Genomic DNA, 22,269 nt, shown 5'->3' with positions numbered 1-22,269 from the left:
GCGTCGCAGTTGCACGTTCGGCGGTTCAGCCGGCGGCGATCGCGGCCAGCGGAAGGCGCAGGCGCACCTGCGCACCTTGCCCCGTGTTGCCCGCCGTCAGTTCGCCGTTGAGGCGCTCGGCGGTGGCTTCGGCCAGCGCGAGGCCCAGCCCGAGGCCGCCCTGTTTGCCGCTGCGGCCAAGTTCGCCCAGTTCGGCCTGGCTGTCGAAGCCGGGGCCGTGGTCGCGCACGGTCAGCTCCAGCCAGCCGTGCTCGCAGCGGATCTGCAGCTCGACCGCGTCCGACCCGCGCGACTCCGAGGCGTCGGCCGCATTGTTGAGCAGGTTGATCAGCGCGTGGCGCAGGCCCGCCGGCACGCGCAGCACCAGCCGGGCGGTGGCGTCGGGCAGGTCGAGCGCGAGCTCCGCTTCCGGGCGCAGCAACTGGAAGCGCTCCAGGCAACCGTGCACGAACGCCTGCAGCGACATCCGCTCGGCCTCCTGCGACAGCTGCGCCTGGCCGAAGGCGACCATCTCGCGCAGGATCGTGCGGCAGCGGTCGACCTGCTCCTGCAGCAGCGCGAGGTCTTCTTCCAGCAGGGTGTCCTGGGCGTGCTCGCGGCGCAGTTCGGGCAGCAGCGTGCGCATGGTCGCCAGCGGCGTGTTGAGCTCGTGTGCGGCACCTGCGGCCTGGGTGGCAATGGCCAGGATGCCCTCGTCGCGCAGCGCACGCTCACGCACGCGCTGCACTTCGAGCTGCTGCATGCGCAACGCGCGCGCCAGCCGGTTGATGAAGAAGCCCAGCAGCAGCGCGGTGATCACGAAGTTCACGCCCATGCCGAGAATGTGCAGCGGAAAGCCGCCGCCGTGCATGGGCAGCGGCAGCGGTTCGTAGCGATAGAGCAGCAGCAGGTAGGCCACGCCGGCGAGGGCCGCCACCGCCAGTACCGCCGGCACCGACAGCGCGGCGGCGGTCAGCGCGATCGGCACCAGCAGCAAGGTCACGAACGGGTTGCTGGCGCCGCCGGTGAAGTAGAGCAGGTAGCCCAGCACCAGCGTGTCGACCGCCACGTGCAGGATGGTTTCCCACTCGCGCACCGGCCAGGGCTGGCCGAGCCGCCAGGCGGCGAAGACGGCGAAGACGGCCAGCGCGCCGATGCCGGTCAGCAGCGGCAGCAGCGGAATCGGCAGGTGCATCCACAGCGCGCAGACCAGCACCGCCACGCTCTGCCCGGCGATCGCGCAAAGGCGCAACCAGGCGAGCATGCGCGTGAGCGCGAAAGGACCGATGCGGCGGTTGGCGTGCCGGTGGGGCATGGCGCGAAAAAAAGGCGCCGCGGAGGTCCGCGGCGCCGTGGGATCAGCCCGGGAGTTCCCAGCCTTCCTCGCTGCGCACGGGCGGCAGCGGATCGGCTGCGGCGGCGTGTTCGGCGTGGCTGTTGGAGAGCTTCTTCATCAGCGGCAGCACCGCCACGGCGATTGCCGTGCAGCCCAGGCCGACCCAGCCGAGCTTGGTAAACAGGCTGGTGTAGATCTCAAGCGACTGCAGCGGGTCGTTGAGACCCTCGGGGATGTGCGCGAAGTTGGCCACCACGCTGCCCAGGTACTGCGAGATACCCGAGGCCACGTAGTAGGCGCCCATCATGAAGCCGCCCATGCGCGCCGGCACGTAGCGGGCGATCATGGCCAGGCCCAGGCCCGACACCAGCAGTTCGCCCAGCGAATACAGGCCGTAGCCCCAGACCATGGTCCACGAGGAAACCTGGCCCGCGACAGCCCAGTGCGCGCCGACGCCGTAAACGAAGAAGCCGGCCGCGACCGCGGCGAAGCCCAGGGCGAACTTGGCGGCGACGGACGGATCCTTGCCGACGCGGCCGAGCGAGTTGTAGATGAACACCAGCACCGGGCTGAGCAGCACGATCCAGATCGCGTTCAAGTTCTGGTACTGCTCGGGAATCCAGGTGAACAGGTGCATGCCGAACACGCTGAAGTCCAGGTTCACGTTCTTCTGCGCGAACAGGTTCAGCGAGGTGGACATCTGCTGGTAGAAAATGAAGAAGAAGATCGTCTGGACGGTCAGCACCAGTGCGGCGACCAGGCCGGCCCGCTCGCTGCGCTCGCTGGAGCGGATCAGGTGGATGAAGATGCCCAGGATCACGACGCCCGCGGCATACACGCAGATGCGCGCCACCGTCTGGCTCTGCAGGATGAAGGCCGAGACGAACACCATGCCGACGGCCGCGAGCATCACCGCGCCGAAGCGGGCGAGATTGAACGGCTTCTGGTCCGGCGCCGAGCCGATGTGGCGCAGCGTGCGGCTCATCAGCGTGTAGTTGACCAGGCCCAGCAGCAGGCCGATGGCGCAGATGCCGAAGGCGGTGTGCCAGCCCCAGGCGTCGCCGTAGCGCTCGCCCACGTAATCACGCACCCAGGGTGTCAGCGTCATGGAGATCATCGAGCCGACGTTGACCGCCATGTAGTAGATGGTGAACGCGCTATCGATCTTGGTGTCGTCGCCCTCGTAGATCTTGCGCACGAGGTTGCCGGCGTTGGGCTTGAAGAAGCCGTTGCCGACGATGATCACACCGAGTGCGACGTACAGCAGGTACGGGTTGTCGGTGGGAATCCACAGCATCGCGTAGCCCAGGCCCAGCACCACCGCACCGGTCAGCATCGTGCGGCGTGTACCGATCAGCTTGTCGCCGACCCAGCCACCGATCGCGGGCGTGGCGTAGATCAACGCTGCAGCCGCACCCCAGACGAGGTTCGCGTGGGTATCGATGAAGCCGAGCTTCTTCATCATGTAGGTGACCATCAGCACCTGCATGCCGTAGAAGCCGAAGCGCTCCCACATTTCGATCAGGAAGACGGTGCTGAAGGATCGCGTTTGCGATACGGGTGGATTCTGGGTTGCCATGGAGTTTCCGAGCGGATGAACACAGACAGCCGCGGCGCGGCCTGCTCTGCAACCCTGAACCGGGCTGCAATCACCCGAGGGTAACCCATCCGCCAAACCCAGTGACGCTGCACTGCGACATGCGGTTGCGTGACGGGCGCTGTGGCATCATGGCGCGCTTGCCGCCGGCCGATCGCGAGTAGCCGCCCATGTCGACAGCCCCGTTTCCGCCGCCCTCCGGCTCCGCCTCCGCGCGGAAGGACGCCTGAGCGCATGGCCGCCGAAGGATTCCGCGGGCCGCGGCAATTGTGGAACGCATTGCGCTGGTCGATGAAGGGCCTGCGCGCCGGCTGGCGGCACGAAGCCTCGTTCCGCTTCGAGGTCTGCCTCGCGATCGTGGTGATTCCGCTAGGGCTGTATCTGGGCCATGGCCCGCTGGAGAAGCTGGCGCTGGTGCTGCCGATGTTCCTGGTGCTCTCGGCGGAGCTTCTCAACTCGGCGATCGAGGCGGTGGTCGACAAGGTCAGTCCCGAATTCCATGAGCTGGCCGGTCGCGCCAAGGACATGGGCTCGGCGGCCGTGTTCGTGCTGCTGGTCTTCATGGGCCTGAGCTGGGCGCTGATCGTCGGTCCCCGGCTGCCCGCGATCCTGGCGATGTAGCGCGGCAGGCCTGCTTACCCGACAACTTTTCGCCCGAACGTCACGGCAGGCCCAAGCCCGCCCCTACCGGGCTCGTTGACGCTGGCCGGAGCCTGACCCTACGCTGGCGCACCCACTCATCCGGAGCGCCGCCATGAAGACCCTTCGCGTGATCGTGCTGTCGCTGCTCGCCGTGCTGCTCAGCGGTTGCGGCTACAACGCCATCCAGCGCCAGGACGAGGCGGTCAAGGCCGCCTGGTCGGAAGTGCTCAACCAGTACCAGCGCCGTGCCGACCTGGTGCCGAACCTGGTCAACACGGTCAAGGGCTATGCCCAGCACGAGGAGCGCGTGCTTACCGAGGTCACCAATGCCCGCGCCCGCGTGGGCAGCGTGCAGGTCACCCCGGAGACCATCAATGACGCGCAGAAGCTCAAGCAGTTCCAGCAGGCCCAGGGCGAGCTGTCCAGCGCGCTGTCGCGGCTGATGGTGGTCAGCGAGCGCTACCCGGACCTGAAGGCCAACGGGCTGTTCCAGAACCTGCAGGCGCAGCTAGAGGGCACCGAGAACCGCATCACCGTGGCGCGCAACCGCTACGTGCAGTCGGTGCAGGAATACAACTCGATGATCCGCACCTTCCCGAACAACCTCACCGCCAAGATGTTCGGCTACCAGGTGAAGCCGAATTTCACCGTCGAGAACGAAAAGGCGATCTCCACCGCACCGACGGTCGACTTCGGTACGCAGGCGCCCGCGCCGGCCGGCTCGGCCGCGCACTGACATGGCCCCTCGCGCGCCGCGGCTGGCGTGGCTGCTGCTCGGCCTGCTGCTCCTCGTGGTCGGCTCGGTAGCGCAGGCTGCCGAGGTTCCGACGCTCAAGCGCCACGTCACCGACCTGACCGGGACGCTGAGCGCGCAGCAGGTCGACCAGCTCGATGGCCAGCTGGTGGCGCTGGAGAAAGGCAAGGGCGCGCAGCTGGTGGTGCTGATGGTCGGCAGCACCGGCGAGCAGGACATCGAAAGCTACTCGCTGGCGGTGGCCGAGCAGAACAAGGTCGGGCGCAAGGGCACCGACGACGGCGTGTTGCTGCTGGTGGCCAAGGACGACCGGCGGGTGCGGATCGAGGTCGGCTATGGGCTCGAGGGCGCGATTCCCGATGCCGCGACCGCGCGCATCATCCGCGAGTACATCGCGCCGAAATTCCGCGAGGGCGACTACTACGGCGGCATTCACGACGCGGTAGGCGCGCTTACCCAACTGATCGAGGGCGAGCCGCTGCCGCCGCCCGTGCAGGGCGCGCCGCGCGAACATCGCGGCATCGGATTCCAGCAGGCGCTGTTCATCGGCATCTTCATCGCCTTCTTCCTGCGCAACCTGTTCGGCCGCGCCAATCTGTTCGTGCGCACGCCGCTGGGCGCGGGCATCACCGGCGGCATCCTGTGGCTGGTCGCCGCCAGCCTTGGCGCCGCGGCGCTGGGCGCGATCATCGGCGGCGTGTTCATGCTGCTGCCCGGCGGCGGCGGCCGCTCGATCGGACGCGGTGGCTGGGGTGGCTGGGGCGGTTTTGGCGGCGGTGGTTTCGGAGGGGGCGGCTTCGGCGGCGGCGGTTTCGGCGGAGGCGGCGGCTTCAGTGGTGGCGGCGGCAGCTTCGGCGGCGGCGGTTCTTCGGGGAGCTGGTGATGACACCCGTGCAACGATTGCTCGCCAACCTGTTCGGCGGCTGGTTCCAGCTACGCCAGCGCTTCCCCGCCATGTTGCTGGACGACCTGGCCGCCGCGGTCACCGTCGGCGAGCGTGGCCACCTGGGCGAGGTGCGTTTCGCGGTGGAATCGCGGCTGACCGTGCGCGCGGTGCTCGCTGGCATGGACGCGCGAACGCGCGCACGGGACGTCTTTGCCCAGCTGCGCGTGTGGGACACCGAAGAAAACTGCGGCGTGCTGATCTACCTGCTGCTGTCGGAACAGCGGATCGAAATCGTGGCCGACCGCGGCATCGCGCGCCGCGTGGCGCAGGATCAATGGGACGGTGTGTGTGCGCTCATGCGTGAGCATTTCGCCGCCGGCCGCTGGCGCGAGGGCAGCCTGGAAGGCCTGGCCGCCATCAACGCGCTGCTGCGCGAGCACTTCCCCGCGGACGATCGCGACAACCCGGACGAACTGCCCGACCGGCCGGTGCTGCTGTAGCAGCTCGCGGAAGCCGTAGGGTGGGCTTAAGCCCACCACCCGCGCACGAGGCGGCGGGCTGAGGCCCACCCTACGGGAATCCGGAGGCTCAGGCCCCCTTGCCGATGTGCTTCTCCAGGAACGCCTGCAGCGCGTTGTAGAAGTCGATGCGGTTCTGCTCGTCGTAGAAGCCATGGCCTTCGCCGGGCTTGCTCATCCATTCGTAGGGCTTGTGGGCCGCATCGAGCGCCGCGCGCATGGCCTTGGCCTGGGCGAACGGGGCGCGCTTGTCGTCCTCGCCGTGGACGAGCAGGACGGGAACGCTGATCTTGTCGGCGAGCTTGTCGGGCGAGTTGCCGTCGAGCTCGGCGTCGTTGCGGCCGATCACGGTGGTGAGGTAGCTGCGGCCGCTCTCGCTCTGCTGGATGTCGCCCTTCTTGTACATCATCTTCAGGTCGTAGACGCCCGCGTAGCCCACGGCGCACTTGAACATGCCCGGCGCGCGGATGACCGTCATCATCGCCGAGTAGCCGCCGAAGCTGCCGCCGTACACGCATACGCGCGCCGGGTCGGCATAGTGTTCGGCGACCGCCCATTTGACGCCGTCGATCAGGTCCTGCTGGATGCGTGTGCCCCACTTGAGGTAGCCGGCTTCCTGGAAGTCCTCGCCGCGCCCGCCCGAGCCGCGGTAGTTGACCTGCAGCACCAGGTAGCCGCGACTGGCCAGGAACTGCGCGTCGCCGTCGTAGAACCAGTCGTCGCGCACGCCGATCGGGCCACCGTGCGGCAGCAGCACCATCGGCAGGTTGGTCCCGGGCCGACCCGGCGGCAGCGTGAGGATCGCTTCCAGCTCGGTGCCGTCACTGGCCTTGAAGCGCAGCGGGCGGCGTTCGGCCATTTTGGTCGGGTCGATCCACGGCGCCGCGTCGAACAGCTTGCGCACCTTGTAGGTGTGCGTGTCGATCAGGAAGTAGGAGCCGGGGGCGCGATCGCTGGCCACGCTGAACAGCAGTTGCCCGCCATCCTCGCTGTAGTCGACGAAATGCACGTACTGGCCCGGGAATTTCATCGCCAGCGCACGGTGCAGCTTGGCGGCAGGCAGGTTGGGATCGATGTAGCTCAACTGCGGCAAGCCGGTATCGGGGATGGTCGCGAACGGCTGGCGGGGCAGCGGCGTCCACTCGATGCCGCCGACCTCGCCGAAACCCGCCGCCGCCAGTACCTTGCGGTTGCCGCCGTTCTCGTCCTGCTCGACCAGCGAGGCCGGGCCGCCGCCGGCGTCGTACATGGCGTACACGCGCTGGTGGTCGGGGGTGAAATAGATCGGCGCGAAGGTGCCGCCGATCTGTTGCGCGGTCAGCGACTGCCAGCGGCCATCCTGGCGATGGTAGACGACGTATTCGAACTTCTCGTTGCGGCCGTAGGCGTAATGCGCCTGCCCATCGGCGCCCACCATGAAGTTCATGTCGCCCTCGCCGATGTCGCCGATCAGGTGGCGGGTATTGGCGCTGGCGTCGACGTCATAGAGATAGCTGTGGTCCGGGCTTTCCCACGGCATGGCAGCCATGTAGAAGTGCCCGTTGGCGTGCTCGGGCAGGCCGTCGACGGTGCCCCAGCCGCGGTCGGTGCCGCGCGTGGCGGCGCGCGAGCTGTACTTGACCTCGTAGCCGTACAGGTAGTCCTGATGCTTGCCGTCCACGTCGGTGGCGATGATCTCGCCCGTCATGGAGGGCTTGTCGATCGACCCGTACTCCTTGCCCTTTTCCACTACCAGTCGCGTCGGGCTGACCCAGGTGATGCCGGCCGGCAGCTCGTACTTGGGCATACGCAACATGCTGGCCGGGCGGGTCATGTCGTCGACGCGGTAGACGATCAGCGCGTGCGAGCTGCCGTCATCCCAGCGCACGGCCAGGTATTTGCCATCGGGCGACAGCCGCGGCATCGACAGCGACGGGTGGCGTGCGAAATCCTCCACCGGAAGCAGGTCGGCTGCCGCGACGATCGCGGACGCCCCCAACAGGACCGCACACAGCGCGGCCCGCGTGAATCGGTTCATCATCCCTTCCCCCTTAAGCTCCTTTTGGCAGACGCGGCCATCGGGAGCACGGTGGCCGGCCTGGCGGCGCCCCGGGCGCCGCGTGTGTCCGTCGCGATTCTAGTGAGAGTGGATCGAGGGCGGGAAGGGCCTGCGCCGGTCGCTCGGGCCCGGCTACACTGGATCTTTAGTTCGCCAACCTTCCGCCATGACCCAGCCCTTCACCGTCCACTTCGATCCGGTCGCTTTCCACATCGGGCCCGTGCAGGTGCACTGGTACGGCCTGATGTACCTGCTCGGTTTCCTGGGGGCGGGCCTGCTGGGCGAGCGCCGGCGCAAACAGGGCCGGTTGCCGGTGAGTCGCGATGCGCTGAGTGACCTGGCGTTCTACGCGATGCTGGGCATCATCGTTGGCGGGCGCGTGTGGTACATGCTGTTCTATTACGCCGGCGGCCTGCGCTGGATCTGGACCGATCCGCTGGCGCTGTTCAAGGTGTGGGACGGCGGCATGAGTTTCCACGGCGGCCTGATCGGCGTGCTGGTGGCCGCCTGGTGGTGGTCGCGGCGGCATCGGCTGCATTTCTTCGACACCATGGATTTCGTCGCGCCGCTGGTACCGCTGGGCCTGGGGCTGGGGCGGCTGGGCAACTTCATCAACGGTGAGCTGTGGGGCAAGCCCAGCGACGCGTCGTGGGCGATGATCTTCCCAAACGCGAAGCTGGAAGACGTACAACTGGCGCACGACCAACCGGCGCTGGCGCAGCAGTTGGCGCAGTTCGGTGGCATCCCGCGGCATCCCTCGCAGCTGTACGAGATGGCGCTGGAAGGCGTGGTGATGTTCGCGGTGCTGTGGCTGGTGTCGATGAAGCCGCGCCCGCGTTACCTGGTGTCCGGCTTGTTCGCGCTGATGTACGGCTGCTTCCGGTTCGCGGTGGAATTCGTGCGCGTGCCCGATCCGCAGCTGGGTTACCTGGCCTGGGGCTGGCTCACGATGGGGCAGGTGCAGTCGCTGCCGCTGATCGCGATCGGGCTGGTGCTGGTGGCGATGTCGCGCCGGGCGCCGACGCTGGTGCCGGCGGTGCACTGAAGCGTTCGGCCGGAACCGTTGTAGGAGCGCACCTGTGCGCGACCGGGAGGTCCGCGGTCGCGCACAGGTGCGCTCCTACAGGGGCGCTAGAAGTTGTTGTCGCCGCCGATCAGGTCGCCCAGACCACCGAGGATCGAGCCTTCACCACGGCGCTGGCCGCCGCCCTGCGGCGCGGCCGCCAGCATGCGGCCGGCCATGCGCGAGAACGGCAGCGACTGCAGCCACACCTTGCCCGGACCGGTGAGCGTGGCCAGGAACACGCCCTCGCCACCGAACAACATGCTCTTGATGCCGCCGACCGGACGCACGTCCATGCTGACCGTGTCGTGGAAAGCGACCACGCAGCCGGTGTCGACGTCCAGCCGCTCGCCGGGCTTCAACTCGCGCTCGACCACGGTGCCGCCGGCGTGCACGAACACCCAGCCGTCGCCTTCGAGCTTCTGCATGATGAAGCCCTCGCCGCCGAACAGGCCGGTGAGGATCTTGCGCTGGAAGTAGATGCCCAGCTGCACGCCGCGCGCGCCGGCCAGGAACGAATCCTTCTGGCAGATCAGCCGGCCGCCGTGTTCGGAAAGCTTCATCGCCATGACGGTGCCGGGGTAGGGCGCGGCGAAGGCGACCTTGGCCTTGCCGCTGCCGGTGTGGGTGAAGACGGTGGTGAACAGGCTCTCGCCGGTGATCACGCGCTTGCCGGCCGACATCAGCTTGCCCATCAGGCCGCCGCCTTGGGCAGAGCTGGAACCATCGCCGAACACGGTGTCCATCTGCACCGCCGATTCCTTGTACATCAGCGAACCGGCCTCGGCGATCGCGCTCTCGCCCGGATCGAGCTCGACCTCCACGAACTGCATGTCGCTGCCGACGATGCGGTAATCGACCTCGTCGGAGGTGCCGTAGCGGCCGGCCGGCACCGGCGGCGGGGCGACCGCCATGTCGGTGGCGGGCTGGAACACGCTGTGAATCGGCCTCCACTCGCCGAAGCCTTCCTTCCAGCAGTAGCCGTCGGGACGGTTGCGCGCCTGCGCGCGGGCGGCCTCGTCGTCCAGCGGACCGATGCGTTCGTTGTTGCCGTAGCTGAAGTACCACTGCGTCATGTTGGCCGTCCCTTGGTGGAAGGACACGAGTCTAGGCCGGCGGGCAGGCGCCGGGGGAGTGACCGTTGTCATGGTGATGGGTTGGGCACGCTATCCTTTCCCCATGCGCGCCTACCTCGACCTCCTCGACCACGTCCTCCACCACGGCACGGACAAGACCGATCGCACCGGCACGGGCACGAAAAGCGTGTTCGGCTGGCAGATGCGGTTCGATCTGAAGCAAGGCTTTCCGCTGGTCACCACCAAGAAGGTGCACTGGAAATCCGTGGTGCACGAGCTGATCTGGTTCCTGCGCGGCGACACCAACATCGCCTACCTCAAGGAACATGGCGTCAGCATCTGGGACGAATGGGCCGACGAGGAAGGCAACCTCGGCCCAGTCTATGGCAGGCAGTGGCGCGCCTGGCCGACCGCCGACGGCCACGCCGTGGACCAGATCCGCTGGGTGGTGGACGAAATCCGCCGCAACCCCGATTCGCGGCGGTTGATCGTCAGCGCATGGAACGTCGGCGAGCTGCCGAAGATGGCCTTGATGCCCTGCCACACGCTGTTCCAGTTCTACGTGGCCGACGGGAAACTTTCCTGCCAGCTCTACCAGCGTTCGGGCGACATCTTCCTGGGCGTGCCCTTCAACATCGCCAGCTACGCATTGCTCACCCACATGGTGGCGCACGTGTGCGGGCTGGACGTGGGCGACTTCGTGCACACGCTGGGCGATGCGCACCTGTACAGCAACCACGTCGAGCAGGCGCGGCTGCAGCTCGGTCGCGAGCCGAAGACGTTGCCGCGTGTGGTGCTGGATCCGCAAGTGCGGGCGCTGGAAGACTTCCGTTTCGAGGACATCGTGCTGGAAGGCTACGCGCCCCACCCGGCCATCAAGGCGCCGGTAGCCGTCTAACCCCGCCACACCTTTCGTAGGAGCCCGCGTGCGGGCGATGCTCTTTGTTCGGCCCAGCCAAAGAGCTCGCCCGCACGCGGGCTCCTACAAGGGATGGGTGTCCGCCAGCAGGCACTGCAGCCTGGCCGAGTCACGCAGTACCGCAAACGGCACCACCGGCGTCGGCGGCTCGGCCGGCACCTGCAGGGTCTTCTGCCACACGCCCACGTCCCACCAGCGGCCGAGTTTGTAGCCGCTCTGCCGCCACACGCCCGCCGGTGTGAAACCCATCGCCTCGTGCATCCGCACGCTGGCGTCGCCGGGCAGGGTGATCACGCCGACCGCCTGGTTGATGCCCTGCAGGCGCATCGCCTCGAGCAGCACGCCATACAGGTGGCGGGCGACGCCCTGGCGCCGGGCATCCTCGCGCACGTAGATCGAGGTTTCGCCGATCCAGTCGTAGGCGGCGCGCTCGCGGAAGCGGCTGGCATAGGCATAGGCGAGCACCTCGCCTTCGCTTTCCCAGACAAGCCACGGGTAGTGCGCCAGCCGCGCCAGGATGCGCTCGCGCATCGCCGGGACGCCGGGCAGGGCGGTTTCAAAGGTGGCCACGCCGTCGCTGACCGACGGCGCGTAGATGGCGTGGATGGCCTCGGCGTCGTCGGGGCGGGCGATGCGGATCACGGCTTTAGAGCTCGCGCAGGTAATAGCGGTCGCAACCGTGGTGGCCGGTGCCGCCCATCGCCGCGCAGATCGGCGCGAAACCGCTGCGCCGGTAGAGCGCCTGGGCGGCGTCCATGCCGGTGAGGGTTTCCAGGTAGCAGCGGCGATAGCCCAGCGCGCGCGCCGTATCCAGGCAGCGCTGCATCATCGCGGCGCCGGCGCCGATGCCGCGCGCTTGCGGCAGGAAATACATCTTGCGCAGCTCGCACACGTCCGGCTCGCCGCCCTCAAGCGGCGCCACGCCGGCGCCGCCGATGACCACGCCCTCGCGCTCGACCACGAAATAGGCGCAGCCGGCGCGCGCATAGGCTTCGGCCATGTGGGTGACTTCCGGATCGTGGATGGCGAAGCCGGGGCCGTCGGCGCCGAATTCAGGCATCACCGTGCGGATGATCGCGGCCACGGCGGCATCGTCGCGGGGCTCGATCGGGCGGATGAGAAAGTTGGCGGTCATCGGTCAGGGCTTTTTGCTGTGGTTTCAGGCGGCCGTGCGTGCGCGGGTGACGCGACTGGCGGTGTCCTTGTTTAACTGGGCCGAGAGCCAGGCCCCGGTGGCGATCAGCAGATCCAGGTCGACGCCGGTATCCAGGCCCATGCCCTCGAGCATGTAGACCACGTCCTCGCTCGCCACGTTGCCGGTCGCGCCCTTGGCGTAGGGACAGCCGCCGGTGCCGGAGACCGCGCTGTCGACCACGCGCACGCCTTCCTCCAGGCAGGCCAGGATGTTGGCCAGCGCCTGGCCGTAGGTGTCGTGGAAATGCACCGCCAGCGCCTGCATCGGCACGGCCTGCGCCACCGCGTGCAACATCGCGCGCGCCCTGGCCGGCGTGCCCACGCCAATGGTGTCGCCCAGCGAAACCTCGTAGCAGCCCAATGCATGCAGCCTTTCGGCCACACGTACCACCTCGGCGACCGGCACCTCGCCCTGGTAGGGGCAGCCGAGCACGGTGGACACGTAGCCGCGCACCGCCACGCCATCCGCCCTGGCGCGCTCGATCACCGGGATGAAGCGTTCGATCGACTCGTCGATCGAGGCGTTGACGTTCTTGCGGTTGAACGCCTCGCTGGCCGCGGTGAACACGGCAATCTCCTGCACGCCGACGGCGCGCGCCCGCTCGTAGCCCTGCAGGTTGGGCACCAGCACCGGATAGCGCACGCCGGGCACCTTGCGGATGCCGGTGAACACCTCCGCCGCGTCGGCCAGCTGCGGCACCCATTTGGGACTGACGAAGCTGGTCGCCTCGATCGTAGCCAGGCCGGTGGAGGACAGCCGGTCGATCAGCGCGATCTTCACCTCGGCCGGCAGCAGGGTCTTTTCGTTCTGCAGGCCATCTCGGGCGCCGACTTCGACGATGCGGACGGTATCGGCTGGGGCAGTCATGGCGGCTCCAGGTGCGGGGAAGCGCCCACTTTAGCCGGTCGGCCCCCCGGCAAGGGCAGGCCGCCCGGCAGGCTGGCTTTGCTCCGGACTCCTCCGTATAATCGCCGGTTCGACCCACATGGACGGGTCGTGAACCGATGTCGGCAGGACGGAAAGCGTGGTCCCGAGGGCCACCGCCGAATCAGTCAGAAACCGGGCAACCAAGCCCACTCATGGAGCATTCCCATGCCCAAGATCAAGACCAACCGGGCGGCCGCGAAGCGTTTTCGCAAGACCGCCTCGGGCAAGTTCAAGGCCGGTCACGCCTTCAAGTCGCACATCCTGACCAAGAAGTCGACCAAGCGTAAGCGCAACCTGCGCGCGACCAACCACGTCAAGGCGTGCGACACCAAGGGTGTGGCTCGCATGTTGCCGTACGTCTAAGGGGAGAACACCATGGCTCGTGTAAAGCGTGGCGTTACCGCCCGTCGTCGTCACAAGAAGATCATTGGCCGCGCGAAGGGCTACTACAACGCCCGTCGCAAGGTCTTCCGCGTAGCAAACCAGGCCGTCATCAAGGCCGGCCAGTACGCCTACATCGGTCGCAAGCAGCGCAAGCGCCAGTTCCGCGCGCTGTGGATCGTGCGTATCAACGCCGCGGCCCGTCAGTTCGGCCTGTCCTACAGCCGCCTGATCAATGGCCTGTCCAAAGCCGGCATCACGATCGACCGCAAAGTGCTGGCGGACATCGCCGTGCACGACATCAAGGCGTTTGGCGCCATCGCGGAAAAGGCGAAGGCCAGCCTGGCCGCTTGATCGTCGTCACCGACGGTATGCTGTAAATCAAGCGGGGAGAAGGCTGACGCCTTCTCCCCGTTTTTATTTGAATAACGTGCCCGTTTTAATTTAATAACCTGCTCTTTTGCGTTCGCTTCCTCTCCCCCATCTCTGATCGAGGACGGGGGAGAGGATTGAGGTGAGGGGCCAAGGCTTGCCTTGGACATCATCGAAGCCGCTCCGATGCGGCAACAACGCAAGAGCGCCCCTCACCCCAACCCTCTCCCCGGAGGGGAGAGGGAGCTAAGAGCGAACAGCGGAAACCGCACCGATGGACGATCTGGATAGTCGCGCAACCCAGGCCCTGGCCGATATCGAAGCTGCCGCCTCGCTCGACGCGCTGGAAGCCTTGCGCGTGGGCCTGCTCGGCAAGAGCGGCATCGTCACTGCCGCGCTCAAATCGCTGGGCGCCCTCGCCCCTGATGAGCGCAAGGCCCGTGGCGCCGAGGTCAACCGCCTCAAGGAACGCCTCGCCGACGCGCTCGCCTCCCGCAAGCAGTCGTTGGAGCAGGCCGAACTCGACCGCCGCCTGGCCTCCGAAAAGCTCGACATCACCCTGCCGGGCCGCGACGGTGAGCGTGGCGGCATCCACCCGATCACCCGCGCGCTCGAGCGCATCGCCGCGATCTTCGCCCGCCTCGGCTACCAGCGCGCCGAAGGCCCGGAGATCGAGGACGACTGGCACAACTTCGAGGCGCTGAATTTCCCGCCGCATCATCCGGCGCGCGCCATGCACGACACCTTCTACTTCGGCGACGGGCGGCTGCTGCGCACGCATACCTCGCCGGTGCAGATCCGCTCGATGGCCGGCCGCCAGCCGCCGATCCGCATCATCGCGCCGGGCAAGGTCTATCGCAGCGATTCGGACCAGACGCACTCGCCGATGTTCCACCAGATCGAGGGCCTGCTGGTCGACGAGACCTCCAGCTTCGCCGACCTGAAGGGCACGCTGGCCGAGTTCGTGCGCGCGTTCTTCGAGCGCGACTTCGAGATGCGCTTCCGCCCCAGCTATTTCCCCTTCACCGAACCCTCGGCCGAGGTGGATATCCGCTGGGAAACGGAAGACGGCCAGAGCCGCTGGCTGGAGGTGCTCGGCTGCGGCATGGTCCACCCGAACGTGTTGAAGAACTGCGGCATCGATCCGGAGCGCTACACCGGCTTCGCCTTCGGCCTCGGCGTCGAGCGCTTTGCCATGCTGCGCTACGGCGTCTCCGACCTGCGCGCGTTCTTCGAGAACGACCTGCGCTTCCTCAAGCAGTTCGCGTAAGGAAAACCGATGAAATTCTCCGAGAACTGGCTGCGCGAGCTGGTCGAGATCCAGGCCGACCGCGCCGAGCTGGCCCATGCGCTGACCATGGCCGGGCTTGAAGTGGAAGAACTGACCGTGCTGGGCGAGGGTCTCGCCGGCGTGGTGGTGGGCGAGATCGTCGCCGCCGAAAAACATCCCGAAGCCGATCGCCTGCAGGTCTGCAAGGTTGCCGCCGGGCAGGGCGAGCCACTGCAGATCGTCTGTGGCGCACCCAATGCGCGCGTCGGCCTTAAGGCCCCGCTGGCGATGATCGGTGCCGTGCTGCCGGGCGGCATCACGATCAAGGCGGCCAAGCTGCGCGGGGTGGAATCGGCGGGCATGCTGTGCTCGGCCAGGGAACTGGGTATCGACGCCGATGCTTCCGGTCTGTTGGAATTGCCGGCCGATGCGCCGATGGGCCAGCCGCTGGCGCAATTCCTGGGGCTGCCCGATGCCAGCATCGAGCTCAAGCTCACCCCGAACCGCCCCGATTGCCTGGGGCTCGTCGGCCTGGCGCACGACGTGGCCGCGCTGTTCGGTAGCCGCGTGTTGGTGCCGGTGCAGGATCCCGCGCCGGTCACCTCCGACGCGCGCCGCGGTGTTCGACTGGAAGCGGGCAAGGATGCGCCGCGCTATCTCGGTCGCATCATCGAAGGCATCGACGCGGCCGCGCGCTCGCCGCTGTGGCTGGCCGAGCGGTTGCGCCGCGCCGGCCTGCGTCCGATCAGTGCAGTGGTCGACGTCACCAACTACGTGATGCTGGAGCTGGGTCAGCCGCTGCACGCCTTCGACGACAACACGCTCGAGGGCGACATCGTGGTGCGCCACGCGCGCCCAGGCGAAACGCTGAAGCTGCTCGATGGCAGCGACGCGAAGCTCGACGAGGGCTTCGTGGTGATCGCCGACGACCGCAAGGCGCTGGCCGTGGCCGGCGTCATGGGCGGCCACGATTCCCGCGTCAACGATGCCACCGGCACCATCTTCCTGGAATCCGCGCATTTCGCGCCTGCGGCCATCATGGGCCGCGCGCGCAAGCTCGGCCTGCACACCGACGCCTCCCACCGGTTCGAGCGAGGCGTCGATCCGGAACTGCCGCGCCGCGCGCTGGAACGGGCCACCGAGCTGTTGCTTTCCATCGCAGGCGGCAAGGCCGGCCCGGTGCTGGCCGCCGAGAACCCGGCTGACCTGCCGCAGCCCGCCACGGTCGTGCTGCGCCGCGCCCGCCTGGCGCGCGTGCTGGGCCTGACCGTGCCGGATGAGGAAGTCACGCGGATCTTCACCGCGCTGGGCATGGCGGTGCACCCGACCGCCGACGGCTGGCAGGTGATCGCGCCGACCCGCCGCTTCGACATCGAGCGCGAGGAGGACCTGATCGAAGAGGTCGCGCGCGTATTCGGCTACGACCGCATCCCCACGCACACGCCTGCCGGCGCGCTCACGCTCGCCCCCGAGCCCGAGGCGCGCATCGGTGAGCTGCCCCTGCGCGAACAGCTCGCCGCGCGCGACTACTACGAGGCGGTCAACCTTTCCTTCGTCAGCGCTGAATTGCTTGCTCGCTGGGGTCACACCGAAAACCTGGTACCGCTGGCCAATCCGCTGTCGGCGGATCTGGCCGTCATGCGGCCCTCGCTGCTGCCTGGCCTGGTCGAGGCGCTGCGCCACAACCGTGCGCGCCAGCAAGAGCGGGTGCGGTTGTTCGAAGTGGCCCGCGTCTTCGCTGCCGGCGATCCGCCGATGGAAACGCCGAGCCTGGCGATCGCTGCCTGCGGCAGCGCGCGTGCCGAGCAGTGGGCCGAGCCGGCGCGCCCGTACGACTTCTTCGATCTCAAGGGAGAGCTGGACGCCCTGTTGGCCTGGGGCGGTCAGCATGAGCGCTGGTCGCTGCATGCCGACGGTCTGCCGGCCTGGCTGCACCCGGGCCGCGGCGCGCGTGTCGCGCGCGACGGTGAGACGGTGGGCTATCTAGGCGCCCTGCATCCGCAACTGGCCAAGGCGCTGGATCTAGGGCCGGACGTGCACGTCCTGGAGGTGGCCCTGCCGCCGCTGCTGGACCGCCACCTGCCGCGGGCCCGGTCGGTTCCCCGCTTCCCCTCGGTACGCCGGGATATCGCGGTCGAGCTGCCCGAAGAGGTGCGCTGGTCACAGATCGAGCAGGCCGTCCGCGGCACGCTGGGCAACCTCCTCAAGGAGCTCAAGCTGTTCGACCGTTACAGCGGCAAGGGCGTCGATATAGGCCGAAAGAGTCTCGCTATGGGCTTGATTTTGCAGGACGCTTCACGCACGCTTACCGACGACGACGCGGACCGCTGCGTGCGCGATGCGGTGGCTGCGTTGGAAACGACATGCAAGGCAAAGTTGCGAGGTTGAGATGGCGCTGACCAAGGCGGAAATGGCCGAGCGCCTGTTCCTCGAGGTGGGCCTCAACAAGCGTGAGGCGAAGGAATTCGTGGACGCCTATTTCGAGGTCGTCCGCGAAGCGTTGGAAAGGGGCGAGCAGGTGAAGCTGTCCGGCTTCGGCAACTTCGACCTGCGTCAGAAGAACCAGCGACCGGGTCGCAACCCCAAGACGGGCGAGGAGATTCCGATTTCCGCCCGCCGCGTGGTGACGTTCCGTCCGGGGCAGAAACTCAAGGTGCGAGTCGAGAGCTATGCTGGACCAAGGGAATAACACCGAACTGCCCGCCATCCCGGCGAAGCGCTACTTCACCATCGGTGAGGTGAGCGAGCTTTGCGGGGTGAAGCCGCATGTGCTGCGGTACTGGGAGCAGGAATTCCCCGCGCTCAATCCGGTCAAGCGCCGCGGCAACCGGCGCTACTACCAGCGCCATGACGTGCTGATGATCCGCCAGATCCGCGGCCTGCTGTACGACGAGGGCTTCACCATCACCGGCGCCCGCGCTCGCCTGGAAGGCCCGCAGGCGCGCATGGAGTCGAGCATTTCCCACCAGATCGTGCGCCAGGTGCGCATGGAACTGGAAGAAATCCTGACCCTGCTGCGTCGCTGAAACACTCGCTCATCTGTTATAGTTCGCCGTCTGTTCACCGCGAACGCGGCGGACACACGAGTCACGTCGGGGCGTAGCGCAGCCTGGTAGCGCATCTGCCTGGGGGGCAGAGGGTCGTCGGTTCGAATCCGGCCGCCCCGACCAATTCGGTAGTTCGAAACGGCGCCTCTGGCGCCGTTTTCGTTTCCACCTTTCCGAGCCACCGTTCACGCCAGGCGCAGGCGCCCTGCGCCAAAGCCGAAGTGCCTTGTGCAGGTTTCCGGCGGTACCGGTTCACTCACATGCGAAAACGACCACAGAGCGTGGTCGCGGCCGAAGTCGAAGTGCCGACCTCAACGCCAGACCCGAGCTCGCTGACCGATGGGCAAAGCGGGTTCGACCACCGCTTCCAGCAGCAAGCGAGGCCCAGGCAGCCTCAATACAGCACGCGAGTCTTCAACGTCCCCGGAATCGCCGCCATCCGCTCCTTCAGCGCCTGCGTCTGCGCTATGTCGGCCGCCACATCGATCACGACGTAGCCCACCTCGGCGTCCGTCTGCAGGAACTGCGCATCGATATTGATGTTGCCGGCAGAGAACAATTCATTGATGCGCGACAGCGTGCCCGGCACGTTGCGATGGATGTGCAACAGGCGGCGGCTGCGTGGATGCTCGGGCAGCGAAACCTCAGGGAAGTTCACAGCCGAAAGTGTCGAGCCGTTGTCGCTGTAGCGCACCAGCTTGCTCGCCACCTCGATGCCGATGTTGTCCTGCGCCTCGAGCGTGCTGCCGCCGATGTGCGGGGTGAGGATCACGTTGTCCATGCCCACCAGCGGTGACACGAAGGCGTCGTCGTTACCCTTGGGTTCGGACGGAAAGACGTCCACTGCCGCGCCGGCCAGGTGACCCTTGAACAGCGCCGCGGCGAGCGCGTCGATGTCCACCACGCTGCCGCGCGAGGCGTTGACCAGCAACGATCCCTCGCGCATGCGCGCGAGTTGTTCGGCGCCGATCATCATCCGTGTCGCCGGCGTATCGGGCACGTGCAGCGTGACCACGTCGGCCGCTTCCAGCAGGTCGTCCAGGCTCGCCGCAGCGCGCGCATTGCCCAGCGCGAGCTTGGCCTCGATATCGTGGAACAGCACGCGCATGCCCATGCTCTCGGCCAGCACGCCGACCTGCGTGCCGATGTGGCCGTAACCGACGATACCCAGTACCTTGCCGCGCGCCTCGTAACTGCCGCTGGCGGACTTCGACCAGCCGCCCCGATGGCATTGCATGTTTTTCTGCGGAATGCCCCGCAGCAGCATGACCGCCTCGGCGACGACCAGTTCGGCCACGCTGCGGGTATTGGAGTAGGGCGCGTTGAACACCGGCACGCCCAGCTTTCGCGCGGCGCCCAGGTCGACCTGGTTGGTGCCGATGCAGAAGCAGCCCACCGCAATCAGGCGCCTTGCATGTTCCAGCACCTCGGGCGTGAGCTGGGTGCGCGAGCGGATGCCCACGATATGCGCCTCGGCCAGGCGGGCCTTGAGCTCGGCTTCCGGCAAAGCCTTGGGATGGACTTCGACCTGCGTGTAACCGGCATGACGGAACGCTTCCTCCGCGCTGCGGCTGACGCCTTCAAGCAGCAGCACGTGGATGTCCTGCCTGGGGAACGAGGTCTTCATCTGCGCAAGTCCATGCCGGGGCGAGCGGCTACTATGCCAGAGCTCCCGTGTTTTTGCGGCACTGCAGCACTGGACCGCGCCGGGCCCGCTCTGGCAGGCTGGCGGCTCCCCCCGGAGCCACCATGACCGACCCCCGCCTCGCCGAACTGACCGCCCGTGTCCCCTCGCTGCGCCTGCTCACCGAACTGGCCGACCTGATCCACTACGGACGCGACTGGACGCGCCGCTGGGGCCCCTCGCCCCTGGCCGTGGCCTTGCCGGGCTCGATCGATGAGGTCCAGGCCATCGTGCGGTGGGCCAGCGAACGGCAGGTCGCGCTGGTGCCCTCCGGTGGCCGCACCGGCCTGTCCGGTGGTGCCGTGGCGGCGCGTGGTGAGCTGGTGCTGAGCCTGGAGCGGATGAATCGGGTGCTCGGCTTCGACGCCACCGACCGCCTGCTCTCGGTCGAGGCCGGCGTCACCCTGCAAGCCGTTCACGATGAGGCGCGGGCGCACGGCCTGCTCTATCCGGTGGATTTCGCCGCGCGCGGCTCCTGCACCATCGGCGGCAACGTCGCCACCAATGCAGGCGGCATCCGCGTAGTCCGCTACGGCACGACGCGCGAGTGGATCGGCGGCCTCACGGTGGTTGCCGGCAACGGCCAGCTGCTGGAGCTCAACCGCGGGCTGCTGAAGAACTCCAGCGGCTATGACCTGCGCCAGTTGATGATCGGTTCGGAGGGCACCCTGGGCGTGGTGGTCGGGGCGCAGCTCAAACTCACCGATCCGGCGCCGCCGGCGCAGACCATGCTGCTGGCGTTACCGCACATGGGCGCGCTGATGGAGGTGTTCGCACTGTTCCGTGCACAGCTGAAGCTGCAGGCGTTCGAGTTCTTCACTGACGTGGCACTCAAGCATGTGCTGGCGAACGGTGCCCAGCGCGCCATCGACGCCGACCTGCCGTACTACGTGGTGGCCGAATACGACGCGCTGGACGATGCCGACGAGCAGGCGGCATTGCTGGCGTTCGAGGACGGCGTGCGCGAGGGTTGGATCGCCGATGGCGTGATCGCGCAAAGCCAGTCGCAGGCGGCGACGCTGTGGCGGTTGCGCGAAGGCATCACCGAAAGCCTGGCGCCGCGCAAGCCGTACAAGAACGACATCGCGCTGCGCATCGGCGCGATGCCCGCCTTCCTGCGCGAGATGCAGGCGCTGCTGGCGCGCGAATACCCGCGGATGGAGGTGGTCTGGTTCGGTCATATCGGTGACGGCAACCTGCACATCAATATCCTGCCGCCTGAAGACATGCAGCAGGCCGAGTTCATCGCGCACTGCGAACGGGTGACGCGACTGCTGGCCGATACGCTGCAGCGCCACGGCGGCAGCATTTCCGCCGAGCACGGCATCGGCCTGGTCAAGCGGGACTATCTGGGAAGTACCCGCAGTGCGGCGGAGATCGCGCTGATGCGCGGGGTGCGCCAGGTCTTCGATCCCAGCGGCATCCTCAACCCCGGCAAGCTGTTCGAATAAACGCACCGCACCCTTGCAAGGAGCCCGCTTGCGGGCGATGCCAGAAAGCGCGTCGCCCGCAAGCGGGCTCCTACAAAGGAGGCGCGGGTGCTAGCCTTGATCGCTTCCCATTCCTACGGAGAACCAGGCATGACCCAGGAACGCCGCGCGCTGTATCCGGAGATCGAGGCCTACGACAGCGGCATGCTGCCGGTGTCCGGGCTGCACACGATCTACTACGAGCAGAGCGGCAATCCTGACGGCAAGCCGGTGGTTTTCCTGCACGGCGGCCCGGGTGCCGGCGCGAGTCCGCGTTGCCGACGCTTCTTCGATCCGGCCGTCTACCGGATCATCCTGTTCGATCAGCGCGGCTGCGGGCGTTCGACGCCGCACGCGGAGCTGACCGACAACACCACCTGGGACCTGGTCGCCGATATCGAGCGACTGCGCGAGCACCTGAAGATCTCGCGCTGGCAGGTATTCGGTGGCTCCTGGGGATCCACGCTGGCACTGGCCTATGCGCAGAGCCACCCGGACAAGGTGACCGAGCTGGTGCTACGCGGCATCTTCATGCTGCGTCGCTGGGAGCTGGAATGGTTCTACCAGAAGGGTTGCGACGCGCTCTATCCGGATGCGTGGGAGTCCTACCTCGCGGCGATTCCGGAGGCCGAGCGTGGCGATCTGATGAGCGCCTACCATCGCCGCCTCACCAGCCCGGATGCGGCCACCCGGCTGGCTGCCGCGCGCGCCTGGTCGACCTGGGAGGCTGGCACCAGCTTCCTGTTCCAGGACCCGGGTTACATCGCCAGCAGCGGCGAGGATGAGTTCGCACTCGCGTTCGCCCGGATCGAATGCCACTACTTCGTGCACGGCGGCTTCTTCGAGCACGACGACCAGCTCCTGCGCAACGTGGACCGCATCCGACGCATCCCCACTGTGATCGTGCAGGGGCGTTACGACGTGGTGTGCCCGATCCGCAGCGCGTGGGACCTCCACCGCGCCTGGCCGGAGGCCGACCTGCGCATCGTTCAGGACGCAGGGCACTCGGCGTTCGAGCCGGGCATCACGCACGAGCTGATCGAGGCGACCGACCGCTTCAAGAAATAGCGCCGTAGGCGCACCTCATGCCCTTTCCCCGCCGTGGAGAGGGCAGGG

The 22,269-nt window shown here is 67.5% G+C and carries 22 protein-coding genes and 1 tRNA gene; 15 read left to right on the top strand and 8 right to left on the bottom strand.

Annotated features, from left to right (window positions below; genetic code table 11):
- Positions 1–25: 25 nt before the first annotated feature.
- Together ACFWZ3_RS03245 and ACFWZ3_RS03240 are read right to left on the bottom strand one after the other, a co-directional pair.
- Positions 26–1,294 (bottom strand): ATP-binding protein, encoded by a 1,269-nt coding sequence (locus tag ACFWZ3_RS03245; RefSeq protein ID WP_439706352.1) that lies wholly within the window; start codon positions 1,292–1,294, stop codon positions 26–28.
- A 43-nt stretch (positions 1,295–1,337) separates the two neighbouring features.
- The gene (locus ACFWZ3_RS03240) at positions 1,338–2,894 is read right to left on the bottom strand and encodes a peptide MFS transporter (protein WP_439706351.1); all 1,557 of its coding nucleotides are present in this window, start codon (positions 2,892–2,894) and stop codon (positions 1,338–1,340) included.
- A 252-nt stretch (positions 2,895–3,146) separates the two neighbouring features.
- Between ACFWZ3_RS03240 and ACFWZ3_RS03235 the strand changes: the two genes are divergently transcribed.
- The 4 genes from ACFWZ3_RS03235 to ACFWZ3_RS03220 all read left to right on the top strand — a co-directional run bounded on the left by ACFWZ3_RS03235 (position 3,147) and on the right by ACFWZ3_RS03220 (position 5,694).
- Positions 3,147–3,533, top strand: a complete 387-nt coding sequence (locus tag ACFWZ3_RS03235) for a diacylglycerol kinase (RefSeq protein WP_439706350.1) — start codon at positions 3,147–3,149, stop codon at positions 3,531–3,533.
- 133 nt (positions 3,534–3,666) lie between these two features.
- On the top strand, positions 3,667–4,290 hold the full coding sequence (locus ACFWZ3_RS03230) for a LemA family protein (protein WP_439706349.1): 624 nt from the start codon (positions 3,667–3,669) through the stop codon (positions 4,288–4,290).
- Position 4,291: 1 nt separating this feature from the next.
- Positions 4,292–5,191, top strand: coding sequence for a TPM domain-containing protein (locus ACFWZ3_RS03225; protein ID WP_439706348.1), 900 nt, complete (start codon positions 4,292–4,294; stop codon positions 5,189–5,191).
- A complete protein-coding gene (locus ACFWZ3_RS03220; RefSeq protein ID WP_439699756.1) occupies positions 5,191–5,694 on the top strand; it encodes a TPM domain-containing protein in 504 nt (167 codons plus the stop codon). Before ACFWZ3_RS03225 ends, ACFWZ3_RS03220 begins: the two co-directional genes overlap by 1 nt.
- 88 nt (positions 5,695–5,782) lie before the next feature.
- Here the strand turns inward: ACFWZ3_RS03220 and ACFWZ3_RS03215 are convergent, their stop codons facing one another.
- Positions 5,783–7,729 carry an alpha/beta hydrolase family protein gene (locus ACFWZ3_RS03215; RefSeq protein ID WP_439706347.1) on the bottom strand — a complete coding sequence of 649 codons (1,947 nt, stop codon included), beginning with the start codon at positions 7,727–7,729 and terminating at the stop codon, positions 5,783–5,785.
- A gap of 187 nt (positions 7,730–7,916) precedes the next feature.
- Between ACFWZ3_RS03215 and lgt the strand changes: the two genes are divergently transcribed.
- Entirely contained in the window at positions 7,917–8,795 is an 879-nt protein-coding gene (lgt, locus tag ACFWZ3_RS03210; RefSeq protein ID WP_439706346.1) for a prolipoprotein diacylglyceryl transferase, read from the top strand.
- Positions 8,796–8,881: 86 nt separating this feature from the next.
- Here lgt and ACFWZ3_RS03205 read toward each other — a convergent pair whose 3' ends face one another.
- The gene (locus ACFWZ3_RS03205; RefSeq protein WP_439706345.1) at positions 8,882–9,889 is read right to left on the bottom strand and encodes a TIGR00266 family protein; all 1,008 of its coding nucleotides are present in this window, start codon (positions 9,887–9,889) and stop codon (positions 8,882–8,884) included.
- 103 nt (positions 9,890–9,992) lie between these two features.
- On the opposite strand from ACFWZ3_RS03205, the gene ACFWZ3_RS03200 reads away from it, so the two are divergent.
- Complete coding sequence (locus tag ACFWZ3_RS03200) at positions 9,993–10,787, top strand: thymidylate synthase (RefSeq protein WP_439706595.1); 795 nt, start codon at positions 9,993–9,995, stop codon at positions 10,785–10,787.
- Between the two features lie 84 nt (positions 10,788–10,871).
- Here the strand turns inward: ACFWZ3_RS03200 and ACFWZ3_RS03195 are convergent, their stop codons facing one another.
- From ACFWZ3_RS03195 to ACFWZ3_RS03185, 3 genes are read right to left on the bottom strand one after another with little or no spacing between them, the layout of a single operon-like run.
- Positions 10,872–11,450: a GNAT family N-acetyltransferase gene (locus ACFWZ3_RS03195; protein WP_439706344.1), complete on the bottom strand. Its 579-nt coding sequence runs from the start codon at positions 11,448–11,450 to the stop codon at positions 10,872–10,874.
- A 4-nt stretch (positions 11,451–11,454) separates the two neighbouring features.
- Positions 11,455–11,943, bottom strand: coding sequence for a GNAT family N-acetyltransferase (locus ACFWZ3_RS03190; protein ID WP_439706343.1), 489 nt, complete (start codon positions 11,941–11,943; stop codon positions 11,455–11,457).
- A 24-nt stretch (positions 11,944–11,967) separates the two neighbouring features.
- Complete coding sequence (locus ACFWZ3_RS03185) at positions 11,968–12,870, bottom strand: hydroxymethylglutaryl-CoA lyase (RefSeq protein WP_439706342.1); 903 nt, start codon at positions 12,868–12,870, stop codon at positions 11,968–11,970.
- A gap of 225 nt (positions 12,871–13,095) precedes the next feature.
- On the opposite strand from ACFWZ3_RS03185, the gene rpmI reads away from it, so the two are divergent.
- From rpmI to ACFWZ3_RS03150, 7 genes are all read left to right on the top strand, one after another.
- Positions 13,096–13,293, top strand: a complete 198-nt coding sequence (gene rpmI, locus ACFWZ3_RS03180) for a 50S ribosomal protein L35 (protein ID WP_026635107.1) — start codon at positions 13,096–13,098, stop codon at positions 13,291–13,293.
- Positions 13,294–13,305: 12 nt separating this feature from the next.
- Entirely contained in the window at positions 13,306–13,665 is a 360-nt protein-coding gene (gene rplT / locus ACFWZ3_RS03175) for a 50S ribosomal protein L20 (protein WP_091333679.1), read from the top strand.
- Positions 13,666–13,957: 292 nt separating this feature from the next.
- Positions 13,958–14,953: a phenylalanine--tRNA ligase subunit alpha gene (gene pheS / locus ACFWZ3_RS03170; RefSeq protein WP_439706341.1), complete on the top strand. Its 996-nt coding sequence runs from the start codon at positions 13,958–13,960 to the stop codon at positions 14,951–14,953.
- Positions 14,954–14,962: 9 nt separating this feature from the next.
- The gene (pheT, locus tag ACFWZ3_RS03165; RefSeq protein WP_439706340.1) at positions 14,963–17,341 is read left to right on the top strand and encodes a phenylalanine--tRNA ligase subunit beta; all 2,379 of its coding nucleotides are present in this window, start codon (positions 14,963–14,965) and stop codon (positions 17,339–17,341) included.
- 1 nt (position 17,342) lies between these two features.
- The gene (gene ihfA / locus ACFWZ3_RS03160) at positions 17,343–17,642 is read left to right on the top strand and encodes an integration host factor subunit alpha (protein ID WP_091333672.1); all 300 of its coding nucleotides are present in this window, start codon (positions 17,343–17,345) and stop codon (positions 17,640–17,642) included.
- Positions 17,623–17,979: a MerR family transcriptional regulator gene (locus ACFWZ3_RS03155; protein ID WP_231349364.1), complete on the top strand. Its 357-nt coding sequence runs from the start codon at positions 17,623–17,625 to the stop codon at positions 17,977–17,979. Before ihfA ends, ACFWZ3_RS03155 begins: the two co-directional genes overlap by 20 nt.
- A 67-nt stretch (positions 17,980–18,046) precedes the next feature.
- A tRNA-Pro gene (locus tag ACFWZ3_RS03150) sits at positions 18,047–18,123 on the top strand.
- Positions 18,124–18,394: 271 nt separating this feature from the next.
- On the opposite strand, the gene serA is transcribed toward ACFWZ3_RS03150, so the two are convergent.
- Complete coding sequence (serA, locus tag ACFWZ3_RS03145; protein ID WP_439706339.1) at positions 18,395–19,627, bottom strand: phosphoglycerate dehydrogenase; 1,233 nt, start codon at positions 19,625–19,627, stop codon at positions 18,395–18,397.
- A 122-nt stretch (positions 19,628–19,749) separates the two neighbouring features.
- On the opposite strand from serA, the gene ACFWZ3_RS03140 reads away from it, so the two are divergent.
- Both ACFWZ3_RS03140 and pip read left to right on the top strand, forming a co-directional pair.
- Positions 19,750–21,135, top strand: coding sequence for an FAD-binding oxidoreductase (locus ACFWZ3_RS03140; protein ID WP_439706338.1), 1,386 nt, complete (start codon positions 19,750–19,752; stop codon positions 21,133–21,135).
- Positions 21,136–21,264: 129 nt separating this feature from the next.
- The gene (pip, locus tag ACFWZ3_RS03135) at positions 21,265–22,221 is read left to right on the top strand and encodes a prolyl aminopeptidase (protein WP_439706337.1); all 957 of its coding nucleotides are present in this window, start codon (positions 21,265–21,267) and stop codon (positions 22,219–22,221) included.
- Positions 22,222–22,269: the final 48 nt, after the last annotated feature.

Origin of the sequence: Frateuria sp. GZRR35 (genome assembly GCF_051900415.1) — a bacterium.
Lineage (GTDB): Bacteria > Pseudomonadota > Gammaproteobacteria > Xanthomonadales > Rhodanobacteraceae > Frateuria_A.
This window is presented reverse-complemented; position numbering and strand designations above follow the sequence as displayed.

Excerpts from the sequence above, each read along its gene's own strand:
- ACFWZ3_RS03245 (WP_439706352.1), bottom strand. The coding sequence starts at position 1,294 with ATGCCCCACCGGCACGCCAACCGCCGCATCGGTCCTTTCGCGCTCACG.
- ACFWZ3_RS03240 (WP_439706351.1), bottom strand. The coding sequence starts at position 2,894 with ATGGCAACCCAGAATCCACCCGTATCGCAAACGCGATCCTTCAGCACC.
- ACFWZ3_RS03235 (WP_439706350.1), top strand. The coding sequence starts at position 3,147 with ATGGCCGCCGAAGGATTCCGCGGGCCGCGGCAATTGTGGAACGCATTG.
- ACFWZ3_RS03230 (WP_439706349.1), top strand. The coding sequence starts at position 3,667 with ATGAAGACCCTTCGCGTGATCGTGCTGTCGCTGCTCGCCGTGCTGCTC.
- ACFWZ3_RS03225 (WP_439706348.1), top strand. The coding sequence starts at position 4,292 with ATGGCCCCTCGCGCGCCGCGGCTGGCGTGGCTGCTGCTCGGCCTGCTG.
- ACFWZ3_RS03220 (WP_439699756.1), top strand. The coding sequence starts at position 5,191 with ATGACACCCGTGCAACGATTGCTCGCCAACCTGTTCGGCGGCTGGTTC.
- ACFWZ3_RS03215 (WP_439706347.1), bottom strand. The coding sequence starts at position 7,729 with ATGAACCGATTCACGCGGGCCGCGCTGTGTGCGGTCCTGTTGGGGGCG.
- lgt (WP_439706346.1), top strand. The coding sequence starts at position 7,917 with ATGACCCAGCCCTTCACCGTCCACTTCGATCCGGTCGCTTTCCACATC.
- ACFWZ3_RS03205 (WP_439706345.1), bottom strand. The coding sequence starts at position 9,889 with ATGACGCAGTGGTACTTCAGCTACGGCAACAACGAACGCATCGGTCCG.
- ACFWZ3_RS03200 (WP_439706595.1), top strand. The coding sequence starts at position 9,993 with ATGCGCGCCTACCTCGACCTCCTCGACCACGTCCTCCACCACGGCACG.
- ACFWZ3_RS03190 (WP_439706343.1), bottom strand. The coding sequence starts at position 11,943 with ATGACCGCCAACTTTCTCATCCGCCCGATCGAGCCCCGCGACGATGCC.
- ACFWZ3_RS03185 (WP_439706342.1), bottom strand. The coding sequence starts at position 12,870 with ATGACTGCCCCAGCCGATACCGTCCGCATCGTCGAAGTCGGCGCCCGA.
- rpmI (WP_026635107.1), top strand. The coding sequence starts at position 13,096 with ATGCCCAAGATCAAGACCAACCGGGCGGCCGCGAAGCGTTTTCGCAAG.
- rplT (WP_091333679.1), top strand. The coding sequence starts at position 13,306 with ATGGCTCGTGTAAAGCGTGGCGTTACCGCCCGTCGTCGTCACAAGAAG.
- pheS (WP_439706341.1), top strand. The coding sequence starts at position 13,958 with ATGGACGATCTGGATAGTCGCGCAACCCAGGCCCTGGCCGATATCGAA.
- pheT (WP_439706340.1), top strand. The coding sequence starts at position 14,963 with ATGAAATTCTCCGAGAACTGGCTGCGCGAGCTGGTCGAGATCCAGGCC.
- ihfA (WP_091333672.1), top strand. The coding sequence starts at position 17,343 with ATGGCGCTGACCAAGGCGGAAATGGCCGAGCGCCTGTTCCTCGAGGTG.
- ACFWZ3_RS03155 (WP_231349364.1), top strand. The coding sequence starts at position 17,623 with ATGCTGGACCAAGGGAATAACACCGAACTGCCCGCCATCCCGGCGAAG.
- serA (WP_439706339.1), bottom strand. The coding sequence starts at position 19,627 with ATGAAGACCTCGTTCCCCAGGCAGGACATCCACGTGCTGCTGCTTGAA.
- ACFWZ3_RS03140 (WP_439706338.1), top strand. The coding sequence starts at position 19,750 with ATGACCGACCCCCGCCTCGCCGAACTGACCGCCCGTGTCCCCTCGCTG.
- pip (WP_439706337.1), top strand. The coding sequence starts at position 21,265 with ATGACCCAGGAACGCCGCGCGCTGTATCCGGAGATCGAGGCCTACGAC.